Genomic DNA, 14,378 nt, shown 5'->3' with positions numbered 1-14,378 from the left:
ACATTTTTATCGTTGTTTGGTGGGGTCAGGTCTGGCCCCGGATAGTGGTGATTTCGTTCGATCCAGCGGGTCCGGTTTGAGCGAAATGGAAGACTCTGGAAGGAGTTTTTTGAGAGAGTGTTTACAACTTGAGTTGTAAACGTTTACATTATGGTTAGATCTACCATCCATAACAAATAACCCGGTAGGCTGACTGAATAATAAATGCCCAAGGGAGGCAAATAATGATGAGGAAATCCAACCTGGTCCTGAAGCCGCTGGTGATTTCGGTCGCAATGGCCAATGCTGGCGCTTTGATTGCTCAAGAAGCCACCGATATCGAACCTGCTTTGGAAGAAGTGCAGGTAACGGGTATTCGAGGCAGTCTGGAAAAGGCCGCAGATATCAAGCGCGACGCGAGCGGTGTTGTAGATGCAATCTCTTCTGAGGACATCGGTAAGTTCCCCGACACGAACCTGGCTGAGTCCCTTCAGCGCATCAGTGGTGTTTCCATCGACCGTAAAAACGGTGAAGGAAACCAGATTACCGTTCGCGGTTTCGGTCCCAGTTTTAACCTGGTGACCCTGAATGGCCGCAGCATGCCATTTGCGGATTCGCCGAAGCAGGAAGGTGCGGGCGGTACTCAGAACCGTAGCTTCAACTTCGAGCAGATCGCCCCTGAGTCGGTTACCGGAGTAAATATTTACAAGACTGCCCGCGCAGACCAGGCTTCCGGTGGTATCGGTGCAACCGTTGACGTGCGTACTGCCAAGCCCTTCGACTATGACGGAATGAAGACCGCGTTCAGCGTCAAGACCAACGCAGACACCACCAATGTGAAAGGGGATGACTATACGCCGGAAATGTCCGGCATGTTCTCCAATCAGTTCCTCGACGGAAAGCTGGGTGTACTCGCTGCGCTGTCATATTCTGAGCGTGACAGCTCCCAGGAAATTATTGCCTCTGATGGCTGGCTGCGTCAGACCGCTGATGGCTGTGAGCTAGGCTTTGGTACTTCTGCCAACCCGGGTTGCGGTGGAAATGTTGTCGATGATTCGGCGATCGATCCGAGCAAAAATCCTGAAGGCACAATCTGGCTGCCGCAAAACTACAATATGGACGTGAGCCATCACGAACGTGAGCGTGAGAACCGTCAGTTTGTGGTCCAGTACGAAGTCTCCGATGACCTGGTTGCGACTGTCGACTATTTCTATTCCAAGTATGCCGACACGATCGAGCGTTACCAGACCGCACACTGGTTCGGTAACTGGGTAAGTGCCACCACTGACGAGAATGGTACGATTACCCGTATCGTGAACGGTGCCGGCGGTACGGACTTTATCGGTTACTTCGACGAGCTTGAGACCGAAAATGACTCGCTTGGCTTGAACCTGGCGTGGGATATCAGTGACTCGTTGTCGGCTACCGTCGATATCCACTCTTCAACCTCGCACGCTCAGCCAGACGGAAATCTGTCCGAGCGTACCGCGCTGCTCTGGAACGCTGACTTTGCCTGTTACATTTATGAGCTTTGCTACGCGGGCCAGTTTACCCTTGACTACGGACAGGGCACTGACCTTCCGATTCTGAACGATCCCGCACAAATGGCGGCGGCTGGTTTCGATGGTACCGGCGCGGTTCGCTACCTGTATGATGGTTCTTACAAGGCTGAGCAATTCGACCTGAATGGTATCGGTGCAAACCAGGTTATCGAGCGCGGCAACGAAGTTAAAAACACCATTAACCAGGCCAAGTTTGATTTCGTCTGGGAAAATCTTGATGAATCTATTCTGAAGTCTGCACAGTTCGGTGTGGGTTATGTCGACTTCCAGTTTGACACTACCTGGCGTATGTCCCAGACCTTTATTGGTAATGCGCCATTCCCGCTCAGCCCTAGTGTAGATCAGCTTACTCTGGTCAGCAGCTCTGGCACGGGCAGTGAGTTCAGTGGCAGTAATACCCTGTTCCCGTACTTCGTCGAGTTTGATGTCGAGGGACTGTTGACCCAAATTGCCGAAGGTCGCGACGGTGGCCTGGACTATCTGCCAGAAGTTTACAACTCAGTGCAGGAAGAGACGCTGTCTGCCTACACCCAGCTGAACTTCGAAACGGAACTGGCACAGATGCCAGTCTCGATCGTTGCCGGCTTGCGCTATGAAACGACCGATGTCACCGGTGAAACTACCCAGGATACCCCTTACGCACTGCGTTACATGGGTCTTACCGAACTGCGTCCCGTATACAATGACGAGCCCGTGTACGGTACCACCAACCTCGAGGGTGGCTACGACTACTGGCTGCCAAGCCTCGACGTTCGTCTCGACATTACCGACGACCTGGTGGCACGTGCCTCCGTTGGTCGCACCCTCACCCGTACAGACCTGACTGCGCTGCGTCCTGCGGTAAGCATTGCTAACGCGCGCCCCAATGGTCCTTACCTTGCGTATCAGGGTAACCCCGATCTACTGCCGTATTTGGCGGATAACTTCGACCTTTCGTTGGAGTGGTACTACGCAGAGGGTAGCTACACGGCGTTTAACTACTTCAGCAAGTCAGTGGACAACTACGTGTCCAACGATACGACTTCCGGACTGTTGTACAACGCCGACGGCGTTGCCTATACCGATCCTAGTCAGGGCGATCTCGCCAACTCCAGCTGTATTGCGAATGGCGCCAACGTTCCCGATTGTGATGGCACAGCAGTGCCAGGTTCCCCCGACGTGAACTGGCTGCTGACGACGCCTGTCAACAAGGGGGATTCGTCGGTTGACGGTATCGAACTGGCAATCCAGCACATGTTTGGTGAGACGGGCTTCGGTGTTCAGGCAAACGCCACCTTCGTTGATGGCGACCTTGAGTATGATGTCTTTTCAACTACCGAGCAGTTGGCGCTGCAGGGGCTGAGCGACTCCTACAACATGGTCGGTTTCTACGATAAAAACGGCGTTCAGGTACGTCTCGCCTATAACTGGCGTGACAACTTCCTCGCCTCAACAGATCAGCTGCGTGCGCCGGATGAGCCGGTCTTCACGGAAGAGTATGGTCAGTGGGATCTGAGTGCCAGCTATGACTACAACGACAATATCACCATCTTCCTGGAAGGCCTGAATCTGACAGAAGAGAACTTCCGTCAGCATGGTCGCTTCAGTAATCAGCTGGTGAGTGCACAGGAATTTGGTGCGCGATACAGTGTTGGAGTTCGAGCCAGTTTCTGAAGTTTTTGAACGGATGAATGTGGTGTAAAAACAGAACGGCAGTCCATGGTTTGGACTGCCGTTTTTTGTTGAGCAATAAAAAAAGATCATGGGAGTAGCCGCGCAATGTCCTATGTAACACGATGTGCCTTGATTGTTTCCCTGGGTGGATTTATTTTCGGATTTGATGCCTCGGTGATATCCGGTGTTATTGGGTTCGTCTCCGTTGAATTTGGTCTAACGGAATTTCAGCAGGGGGTGGTCGTTGGAGCGCCCACGCTTGGCGCGATGGTCGCCTCCCTGGTTGCTGGCGCCATGAGTGATTCGCTTGGCCGCAAGCATGTGCTGATGACCATCGCTGCACTCTACGTAGTATCCGCCGCGCTTTCGGCAATTGCACCGACCTATGAAGCACTGGCAATCGCGCGACTTATTGGTGGTTTTGCCTTTGCGTCATTGATTATTGCCCCGCTGTATATCGCAGAGATATCACCGTCTCATTTGCGCGGGCGGATGGTATCCATCAATCAATTGAACATCGTTCTGGGCTTTTCTGCGGCTTACTTTGCCAATTTCCTAATTCTACAACTGAGCAACAGCGCATCGTCGTTGATATCGGTGCTAGCCATCGATCAAATGACCTGGCGTTGGATGTTGGGTATCGAGCTGGTACCGGCACTGGCCTATCTCCTGACACTCAAGCTGATTCCGGAAAGCCCGCGCTGGTTGATCATCAATGGCCGGGAGGCTGAGGGTAGGGCGGTACTTACCAGGTTGATGCCAGATACAGATGTCGATGCAGAAGTCGCTGCGGTAACCGGATCTGTAGAGGGTGGTCAGGCGCCCCTGCTAGACCGGCTGGGTGTCCTATTTAGCAAACGTGTACGCATGGTGTTGGCACTTGGCATCATCGTTGGTGTCGCGCAGCAAATTACCGGCGTCAATGCAATCTACTTCTATGCACCAACGATTTTTGAGCAAAGCGGTGTCGGGACCGATGCGGCTTTTGCACAGGCGACACTCGTGGGCATTATTAACGTCGTATTTACTATCGTGGCAATGCTGCTCATTGATCGGTTGGGAAGGAAGCCGCTACTGATGGTCGGGCTTGCCGGTGTTGCGCTCAGTATGATGCTGTGTGCGTACGCCTTTGATCAAGCCCGGTATGAACTTCCTTCTGACCGAGCTGAGGAGATACAGGCCCTGGTTGGCGGTGACTATTTACAGCCTATGTTGGGCCGTCAATATGCGGACGATGTAGGCTTCAAGCGCGAGCTCGAGCAGCGGCTTGGACGCACCGAATTCTTGCGACATCAGGGCGCACTATTACAGGTGGGCACTAAGGTAAATGCCAAATTGGTGCTCATCGGTATTCTTGGATTTGTTGCCTCCTTTGCCATGTCGCTTGGCCCCGTCATGTGGGTGCTGTTATCAGAGATCTTTCCCAACGCGGTGCGCGGCATTGCGATTTCATTTGTGGGTATCGTTAACAGTGCGGTCAGTTTCAACGTCCAATTGGTATTCCCCTGGGAACTCGCGAATCTCGGCATCATGTGGACGTTTTCGATTTACGGTGCGTTTGCCCTGATCGGTTTCGCTCTGGTGGCCAGATTCCTGCCGGAGACGAAAGGCAAGTCGCTCGAGCAACTGGAGGAGCACTTGGGGGCATCGGGGGGTGCCCCCCAGCCAGTAAATCATTCGGCGATCCAGCCTGGTTAAGTCGTTTGTTCTCGTATCTAGTGAATAGGGGGTGGTATGGCTAAAGTTCGTTGGGGCATTATCGGTGCGGGGCGTATCGCACATTCATTTGCCCGGGATATACAGTACGTGGCCAATGCAGAGCTGATCGGCGTCGCGGCGCGCAACGGAGACAGTGCGCGCAGTTTTTCTGCGGAATACGGGGTGCCCCTATCCTTTGAGGGGTATGCCGATTTGTTTTCGTCTCCGGAGATTGACGCGGTCTATATCGCTACGCCGCATAACCTGCATCTGGAGCAGGCAGTCGATGCGATCAATCATGGCAAGGCGGTGCTGTGCGAAAAACCATTGGTGGTTAACCCGGATCAGTGTAGAGAGTTAACGCGCTATGCGCAGAACAGAAATGTCTATCTGATGGAAGGCATGTGGACTTTCTTCTTACCTGCGGTTATTCAAGCAAAGCGGTGGGTTGCTGAGGGGCGTATCGGAAAGATTCGGCATATTAAAGCGGATTTTGGTTACCCGTTGCCCTACGATCCGAAGCGGAGAGAGTATGATAATCGTCTCGCCGGCGGTTGTTTGCTGGAGATGGGCGTGTATCCGGTCGCGTTCGCCCAGCATTTCTTTGGTAGTGAGCCTGACACGCTGCAGGTACACAGCCATATCGCTGATAATGGCGTTGAAGACGATGTATTGGTCGTCGCTGAACATGGGGATGCCCTTGCTACGTTGGCGACGTCGTTTCGGTGCAAGCTGCAGAACTGGGCGTACATTATTGGAGAAGCCGGTTACATCGCGATTCCAGACTTCTGGCGGGCTGACTCATGCAGTCTGTACCAGCTGGATAAGCGTATAGACCATTTTGAGGATGAGCGTGCAGGCCTTGGCTTCAACTTTGAAATCGAGGCGGTCAGCTCGGAAATCCTGAGCGGTGTCAAACAGTCGGTGCTTGTACCGCATGATGTCAGTCTCAGCTTCCAGAAGACCATGCAGCGTGTTCGTGAGCAGTTTGTGGTTGCGGACGAGAATGTCGCCGTCGAACTCTGACCGGCATTGCACCTTCAGGTTTAAGCCTCATAAAAAACCGGCGGTTGGCCGGTTTTTTACAATTTGAAGGTGCGCCGAAAAAAGAGCATCCGCCAGGCTAAAGGTCGCGATATTCAAAATAGGCGAAATCGGCCGTACATCCCTGTTCAAGGATGTCACAGGCAAACATCCCCACCATGCTGCCAGTAAAGCGAAATACGCTGTCCCCATATTCATCTGACAGAGGTGTGGCGTTGAGTTTTGGTCCGACCGCCGACCAGTGGCGGCCATCTGTGGAGTAGCTGAACTGATACCACGGTGCGTCCAGGGAGACACGCAGATATATCTGCTTTGCATTTCCCAGCTCCACAGCGTCGCCCCTCTCTCCGTAGTCTCCACCAATGGATTGCGTCACCTGCAGTACACGTTTGCCATCATCGTTGCACGTCACTTTGGCGAAATAATACCCTTCGTTGTCGTAGTACACCGTAAGGCCGGCCATATCCGTGGGGGACTGCGGAGTGAATTCCAACAGGGTTTCTGCGCGCATATGGTGCGACTGGATACGGCGCGCGAGCAGCGATTGGTTGAAGCGGGATGAGAGATAGTTGCGGCCGGTCAGCCGCAGGAATCCGGGCCGCTTCTCGAGCGAGCACCAGGCGTCTTCCACCGGTTCGCGCAACGTCTGCCACTGTTGACTGAGCAGCGGGGTATCGAAAGATTCGCGCGGAGAGTCCGCGGGCCAGGGGTGGGGTGGCAGGTCGGGTGCCTCCACTTCCAGCTGGGGTGCATTGCCGCCAAGCGACAACCAGGGCCAACCATCGCGCCACTCAACTTTTTGTATCGCCGTTTCACGGCCGAGGATGGAGTAGCCACTCGCATACCTTGGCAAGTACTGGTAGGCCTCGGGATCATAGACGGGGCGACCACACAGGTGCGTGAGATACCATTCTCCGTTAGGTGTATCCACAAGAAAACCGTGGCCAGCACGCTGCAATGGGCTGGATTCCTGGAAGCGGGAGCTGAGCATATACTTGAGCGGGTGGAGCTCATAGGGGCCGAAGAGGCTTCGCGAGCGGCATACCGTCACCGCATGGTTCCATTCTGTACCCCCTTCGGCGGTAATCAGGTAATAGTAGCCATCCTTTTTCAGGATCTGCGGGCCCTCTGTGCAGCCGAGTTCTGTCCCGGCAAAAATACTCCGACGCTCGCCAATCAGTTTGTTCGTGTCTATGCAGAATTCCTGAATCATGATATCGCCAAACTTGTTGCGTTCGGCTCGTCCGTCCCAGGTCATGTTTACAACCCATTTGCGGCCGTCATCATCGTGGAACAGGGAAGGGTCGAAACCTCCGCCACCAATGGCGACACCATCGCTCCATGGTCCCTCGATCTGGTCGGCGGTGAAGACATAGCAGGGCGTGCTCATCCAGGACATGCCGCGACTGTTATGGGTAATGCTACAGGTGAGCCAGAATTTGCCGTCTGCGTAGGAAAGCGCCGGAGCCCAGACGCCATCAGAATTGTTGAAGCCACGCATGTCCAGCTGTTCGCGGCGCGTCAGCACATGGCCCACAAAGCGCCAGTTCACCAGATCGCGCGAGTGATGAATCCGCACCCCGGGAAACCACTCGAAGGTGGATGTCGCGATATAAAAATCGTCGCCTACCCGCACGATGCTGGGATCGGGATTGAAGCCCGGCAAAATGGGGTTGCGGATGGTTGTGGGTGCGTTGCTGAGCTCGGCGGGAGCCATGGGAATCTCCGTGTACAAATCACTTTGATCCAGTATGATATTGATAGAAATTCAGCAAATATGTAATTAAATACGCAAAAAATATAAATATTTTGCTAAATCATCGGTATCGGTTATGAACATGCACGCTGCATTGGTCTATGAGAACGTAGACCTCCCGGCTGGTCAGGGCGTTAAGGTTGCCCGTTATCAGTTTGAGCCGGGGAATTCCCTGAAAATTGCACCGCATTTTCATATGCTGCTGGAGGTAATGGTCTTCATTCGCGCTCGCGGCTACGCCATGCTGGACGGTGAGCGTTTTGAGATTGGCCCGGGTAGCGTGCTGTTCTTGCCCTCATTGGCGGTGCATGAGTTACACCTTGAAGGCGTAGAGCAGGAATTTTTTCTACTCCAGTTTGAGCCCACATTGCTGGAGGGCTTCAATGCCGACGTTGATCTACAAAAGTTCGCGCCGTTTCTCGATCAGGTCGACCCGCTCACCCTGCAACGTACACAGATGTTGCTGGACTGGTGTTGTGAAATTAATGACTCTTCCAGTCAGCAAGCGATGCGCAACCGGCTGTTGCTGTTGCTGTTACAAAATCTCGCGCAATTGATGGATCGTCATGAGCGCGCCGCTGCTCCACGCTCGGCAGCCGTCGGCAGGCTTGAACCGGTGTTGCGTCATTTTAAGGATAGTAAGCAGTTATCGCTCTCACTGGATGATGCCGCCGGTCTGTGCGGTATTTCGCGCAGCCATTTTTCGCGTCTGTTTCACCAGACATTGAATTTGCGCTACCAGGACTTCCTGCTCAAGCGAAAACTACAGCAAGCGGTTTACCTCCTGGTGAATACCAGCATGCGCATCGCCGATATCGCCTGTCAGTGCGAGTTCAGTGACAGCGCGCATTTTTGTAGCAAATTCAAACGCAATTTCTCGGTGACGCCGCAGCAATTTCGCAAGGCTACGGTGAGTGCGGTTTAAATGCGATTCGAATCAACCACTACTCCTGTTAGAGGGAAAGCATGAACGCGATTGTTTCGCCCGGACTGGTTCTCGACAAAAATTCCGCATTGCTTCAACCCGGCTTTATTTTTGGTGCGGCGACGGCGGCTTACCAGATTGAAGGCGCAGTCGATATCGACGGCCGTACGCCGAGTATCTGGGATACGTTTTCCGCGGAGCCGGGTCGTGTTGTGAATGGTGATACTGGTGCACAGGCTTGCGACAGTTATCATCGCTGGGAAGGTGATCTCAGTTTGGTGGAAGATCTGGGGCTGGATGCATACCGCTTTTCCGTTTCCTGGTCGCGGGTTATCCCTGCACCAGATGGTCGGGTCAATGACCAAGCCATCGGGCACTATCGTCGGCAGCTGAATTTCCTGAATGCCCGGGGAATCAAGCCGTTTCTGACGCTGTACCACTGGGACTTACCGCAGTACTTGCAGGATCGTGGCGGGTGGCTGAATCGGGAGACGGCCTACGCGTTTGCCCACTACGCAGATGTTGTGACCAGTGCCTTTGGCGACCAGGTGGTGTCCTACTGCACGTTCAATGAACCCTGGTGCAGCGCCTTCCTCGGCTACTTGCATGGCATTCATGCGCCGGGTGTGCGTGATCGCAAGCAAGCCTATCAGGCCGCACACCATATCCTGCTGGCGCACGGCCTCGCCCTGGAGCCTATGCGTCGCAACGCGCCACTGGCGGAGCACGGTATCGTGCTGAACCTGTCTCCGGTCGACCCTGAGCGTGAAACCTATGCGGATCGTGCGGCCTGCGCAATTGCCGATGCGGAAAACCGGGACTGGTTTCTGCAACCATTGCTCGAAGCGAGCTACCCGGAGTCAATTCGTGATCGGCACCCGGAGTGCCAGCCATTGGTCCTGTCAGGCGATATGGCATTGATCAGCCAGGATCTGGATTTTATTGGAGTCAACTATTACACCCGCAATCGCGTCAAGGCAGCAGAGGGTGATGGCTATACGGGCGTAGACTATGCCGGCCCGGATATGACCGAGATGGGCTGGGAAATCTATCCAGATGGCATAGCGCGTGTGCTGCAGGATCTGGCCCACCATCCGCGGATGCCACCAATCTACATTACCGAGAATGGCATGGCGGCTGACGATCACCTCCACGACGGGCGCGTGCACGATACGGTCCGGGTTGACTACCTGCAGCGTCACCTGCTCGCGGTCGAGCGCGCCATCGCTGCAGGGGTAGATGTACGGGGATACTTTGTGTGGAGCCTGCTGGACAACTTTGAGTGGGCCGAAGGCTATGCCAAGCGATTTGGCATTTTTCATGTGAATTATCAGACACAACAGCGTTCCCCCAAGGACAGTGCGCGGGCACTGAAGGCCCTGATGGAGTCGCGGACGATGCTGACCGCCTCGAGCTAGCTCTGTAAACGTTTACATTTTGTTTTTCCGAAGCTATATTCGGGTAAGCCTGTGCGCACTGGCGCACGTCACGGGGCTCAGAATAACGATAATCCCCGGCCCTGCCCGCGGTCTGTCACCGGTCAGGGGGGAAACTAACAGGTGCGATAATGCGTAGTAGCAGCTTGTCCGTGAAGGAAAAGCTCGGCTACGGCCTGGGAGATACGGCGAGTAACATCGTCTTCCAGGTCGTCGTCAACTTCATGATGTTTTTCTATACCGACGTCTTCGGGATATCGGCTGCGGCTGCGGGCACCCTGATGTTTGCCCTGCGGATCTTTGATGGGGTGACTGACCCGTTAATGGGTGGGCTGGCCGATCGTACCCGCTCCCGTTGGGGCCGCTATCGTCCGTATTTGCTCTACGCCAGTATTCCCTACGGTATCCTCGGTGTGCTGGCATTTACCACGCCGGACCTGTCTGAAAACGGCAAGCTCATCTACGCCTACATTACCTATGCGGCGCTGATGACTGTTTACACCGCGATCAATATTCCCTATTCCGCTCTGGGTGGCGTCATCAGTGATGACCCGGGTGAGCGGGCCTCGGTGCAATCCTACCGTTTTGCGATGGCCATGGTCGGTGGAGCCATTGTCACCGCTGCGACCATGCCGCTGGTGAAATTTTTTGGTGGCGAGAACCAGGTGCTGGGCTTTCAGTTGACCATGGGAGTTCTGTCGCTGCTGGCAGTGGTGTGCTTTGTTATCTGCTTTGTCTCCACGCGGGAAAGGGTCGAGCCACCCGTGGAGCAGCAAGGTGAGAGAGGTGTCAAAGGGATCTGGCAATTTATGCGGGACTTCTTCTCGCTGTTCCAGAATCGGCAGTGGGCACTGGTCGCGGGTATTGCGTTCTTCCTGCTGATACTCGTGGCGGTCCGCGGAATGGTTACGCCTTACTATGTGATTTATTTCCTCGGCGAAGAAAATCTTGTCAGTGCGTTTATGACAGCAGGGATGCTGGCATCGGTTGCCGGCGCTTTGCTGACCAATCGCCTGGCGCGTCGACTGTGTAAAGTTTACCTGTTCAAGCTCGGCATAGTCGGTGTGATCTTGTTCCACGCGCTGTTATTTTTTGTTCCAGCCGGACAGGTTGAGATGGCCTTTCTCGTCTTTATGTTCGCCAACTTCGCGCAGATGATCGTGGTACCGCTGATGTTTTCCATGATTCCGGATACGGTAGATTATGGTGCTCAATATACCGGCAGGAAGAATATGGCGATGGCATTCTCCGGACATTTGCTCGCGATTAAGGCTGGCCTGGCGGTGGGCGGCATCGTGACAGGATTCTTGCTCGACTATTTCGGTTATGTCGCCAGTCAGGCGCAAACCGAATTTGCCCTGACGGGTATTCGCGTGGCGATGGCATTGGTTCCAGTCGTTTGTGCGGTGTTGGTTATGGTTTTGATCGGTCGCTACCAGCTGGATAACCGAACCATGGCCAAACTGCATACGCAAGACAATCGTCATGATGATGCAGTTAATGGACAGATGATCAGCGCCAGTTAGGCGGGCGCCTTTCCATTAGAAGGACTTGGAAATGCAATTCAAGAAATCGATGAAAGCAATAGCCTGTACCGCTTTGCTTTCCAGTTTGCTCGCTGGATGTCAGACAGAAGTGTCGGAGCCCCAAAGCTTCTCCCGTTTTGAGCCAAAAAATAACCGTGTGCTGGTGTTTGCCGGACAAAACCTGGCGGCTACGCGTGCCTATTATGCTTTGGAGTCTGTGCCCAAGCCTGCCGGTTTTACTGACTATATTTCTTACCAGTTGGGTAATCAGTACCCGGAGTTTGCCCCGGATTTCCCGACCAGTTACGAGGGCAATGACGGCCTGTTTGAAGCGACCAATTGGGGCGGCGGTGAGCAGTGCACCGACTGCCTGTTGCATGAGCCCGGCTACGAGCAGGCCGCCATCGCCATTGGTATGTATATCGGGGGCCCGCTCGGGGCGCAGGGAGAGCAGGGCGAAGTCTGTACCGCGCAGCCTCACTGTAATGTTGCCCGTATCGCACGCGGCGAACTCGACAGCCAGCTCAATACGTTCGCAGACTGGCTGCTGGGGTTGGGGCAGCGACCGGTATTTTTACGCATCGGCTACGAATTTGATGGTGCGTGGAACGGGTACGACCCTGCGCAATACCGTGAAGCATTCAAGTACATCCGACGTTTCCTCGATGGTAAGGGGGTCACCAATGTGGCGTATGTGATGCAGTCATTTGGTTATGCCAGCTACGAGACCATGCAGGCATACTATCCGGCCCCGGATGATCAGTATGAGTCTTATGTCGACTGGATTGGCTATTCATACTTTACGAACGACGCCCAGGCACCGGGTATCAACGAACTGAAGTTTGCCCGGGACCACGGGATGAAGGCATTTATTGCGGAGGTGACGCCGCACACTGGCGACTGCGCACGCCAGATCGATATCTCGACGAATGCACCCTTGGCACGTGAGTGGATTGACAATTTTTTTGATCACGTGGAAGCGAATCGTGATGTGGTGCGAGCGGTCGCCTACATCAATGCACGCTGGAACGATGCGGATTACTCACCCATGTGGAGTGTGCAGCAGGACCATAACTGCCCTGGCTACTTTGCCAACTCTAATGCGCGACTCAATGATGCGCCTACCATTGCCGACTACTGGGGAGAGAAAATTTCCCAGCCATACTTTCTGAACGATAGTAAAAACTTACTTTCCGAGTTAAAGCAGTAACTGGAAAACTCTCACAGGGTGAGTAGTTCGGGCCGGCTTTGCCGGCCTTTTCTTTTCTGATGCTGCGTCACCTGTCGCTCTATCTTGTCAATTTCTCCACAAGTGTGTCCATGCAATTTTGACCATCGCGATACTGGATTGCAGTGACACATTATTTACAGATCTTGTTTTGAGATTAGTCTGAGTTTTCGCAGGATATAAAAAGGGAAGCCAACTGGCTTCCCTTCTCGTTTCTTCTGTTGCAAAGCTTATGAGCAGAGATACTGGTTAACCAGGTTCTCGAACAGCTCTTGTTTGCCACTGATTGAACGCGGCTCACCGTATTCACCGGCAAGCTTTGCCAGATCGGCGAGTCCGAGCTTGCCCTCGCGGAATGCGGCACCATCTCCGCTGGCGAAGCTTTCGTAGCGGGCCTCGCGCCACTTCAGGTAGGGCGAGTCATTCAGCAGGCGATGGGCCACTTCCAGTCCGCGCGCGAACGCGTCCATGCCGCCGATATGACCGATAAAAATATCTTCCATATCGACGGATTCGCGACGTACCTTGGCATCGAAATTGAGGCCGCCATTCTTGAAGCCGCCATCTTCGAGGACGACCAGCATCGCGGTCACTGTGTCATACAGATCGGTGGGGAACTGATCCGTGTCCCAGCCGTTCTGATAGTCACCGCGGTTGGCATCGATACTGCCGAGCATATTAGCGTCGGCACACATTTGCAGTTCGTGTGCGAAGGTGTGGCCGGCAAGCGTGGCATGGTTGGCTTCGATGTTGAGCTTGAAGTCATTTTCCAGGCCATGTTGGCGCAGGAAACCGATCACGGTCTGGGCGTCGAAATCGTACTGGTGCTTGGTGGGTTCCATGGGTTTCGGCTCAATCAGGAAATCTCCCTTGAAGCCAATGGTGCGACCATAGTCACGGGCCATGGTGAGGAAGCGACCCATGTTTTCCAGCTCTTTCTTGGTGCTGCTGTTGAACAGGGAGATATAGCCTTCGCGGCCACCCCAGAACACATAGTTTTCACCACCCAGTGCCACGGTCGCATCGAGTGCGGCCTTCACCTGGGCGCCAGCGTGGGCAACCACCTGGAAGTTCGGATTGGTGGCTGCGCCATTCATATAGCGCGGGTTACTGAATACATTGGCGGTGCCCCACAGCAGTTTCATACCGCTGGCTTTCTGCCGCTCTGCGGCCATTTCCACCAGGGTCTGCAGGTTACGCTCGCTTTCCGCCACGGTGTCACCTTCCGGTGCCATATCGCGGTCATGGAAGCAGTAGTAAGGCACGCCCAGCTTGGTGAAAAATTCAAACGCCGCATCGATACGCTGCTTGGCGGCGGTCATCGGATCAGCGGCATCGTCCCAGGAAAATACCTGGGTGCCCGGACCGAATGGGTCAGCGCCCGCGCCACAGAAGGTATGCCAGTAACAGACGGCGAAGCGCAGGTGCTCTTCCATGGTCTTGCCGCCGATGACTTTTTTCGGGTCATAAAACTTGAATGCCAGCGGATTGTCGGACTCGCGTCCTTCGTACTGGATTGCGCTGATTTCGGGGAAGTATTCCTTTGCCCCGGTAATTACTTGTCTGCTCAT

At 54.3% G+C, this 14,378-nt stretch carries 9 protein-coding genes; 7 read left to right on the top strand and 2 right to left on the bottom strand.

The window, feature by feature from the left end; translation table 11 throughout:
- Positions 1-224 precede the first annotated feature (224 nt).
- From ACXAD0_RS00740 to ACXAD0_RS00730, 3 genes are all read left to right on the top strand, one after another.
- On the top strand, positions 225-3,194 hold the full coding sequence (locus ACXAD0_RS00740; RefSeq protein WP_475086430.1) for a TonB-dependent receptor: 2,970 nt from the start codon (positions 225-227) through the stop codon (positions 3,192-3,194).
- A gap of 105 nt (positions 3,195-3,299) precedes the next feature.
- Complete coding sequence (locus tag ACXAD0_RS00735) at positions 3,300-4,892, top strand: sugar porter family MFS transporter (protein WP_475086429.1); 1,593 nt, start codon at positions 3,300-3,302, stop codon at positions 4,890-4,892.
- 36 nt (positions 4,893-4,928) lie between these two features.
- A complete protein-coding gene (locus ACXAD0_RS00730) occupies positions 4,929-5,918 on the top strand; it encodes a Gfo/Idh/MocA family protein (protein WP_475086428.1) in 990 nt (329 codons plus the stop codon).
- A 97-nt stretch (positions 5,919-6,015) separates the two neighbouring features.
- Here the strand turns inward: ACXAD0_RS00730 and ACXAD0_RS00725 are convergent, their stop codons facing one another.
- A complete protein-coding gene (locus ACXAD0_RS00725) occupies positions 6,016-7,653 on the bottom strand; it encodes a glycoside hydrolase family 43 protein (protein WP_475086427.1) in 1,638 nt (545 codons plus the stop codon).
- A 115-nt stretch (positions 7,654-7,768) separates the two neighbouring features.
- Here ACXAD0_RS00725 and ACXAD0_RS00720 point away from each other — a divergent pair, with 115 nt between their 5' ends.
- From ACXAD0_RS00720 to ACXAD0_RS00705, 4 genes are all read left to right on the top strand, one after another.
- A complete protein-coding gene (locus ACXAD0_RS00720) occupies positions 7,769-8,617 on the top strand; it encodes a helix-turn-helix transcriptional regulator (RefSeq protein ID WP_475086426.1) in 849 nt (282 codons plus the stop codon).
- Between the two features lie 41 nt (positions 8,618-8,658).
- On the top strand, positions 8,659-10,035 hold the full coding sequence (locus ACXAD0_RS00715; RefSeq protein ID WP_475086425.1) for a GH1 family beta-glucosidase: 1,377 nt from the start codon (positions 8,659-8,661) through the stop codon (positions 10,033-10,035).
- A gap of 149 nt (positions 10,036-10,184) precedes the next feature.
- Positions 10,185-11,579, top strand: a complete 1,395-nt coding sequence (locus ACXAD0_RS00710; RefSeq protein WP_475086424.1) for a glycoside-pentoside-hexuronide (GPH):cation symporter — start codon at positions 10,185-10,187, stop codon at positions 11,577-11,579.
- Positions 11,580-11,610: 31 nt separating this feature from the next.
- Positions 11,611-12,789, top strand: a complete 1,179-nt coding sequence (locus ACXAD0_RS00705) for a glycoside hydrolase family 26 protein (RefSeq protein WP_475086423.1) — start codon at positions 11,611-11,613, stop codon at positions 12,787-12,789.
- A gap of 248 nt (positions 12,790-13,037) precedes the next feature.
- On the opposite strand, the gene xylA is transcribed toward ACXAD0_RS00705, so the two are convergent.
- Positions 13,038-14,378, bottom strand: coding sequence for a xylose isomerase (gene xylA, locus ACXAD0_RS00700; RefSeq protein WP_475086422.1), 1,341 nt, complete (start codon positions 14,376-14,378; stop codon positions 13,038-13,040).

The organism is Microbulbifer sp. ABF4_148 (genome assembly GCF_056158985.1).
This window is presented reverse-complemented; position numbering and strand designations above follow the sequence as displayed.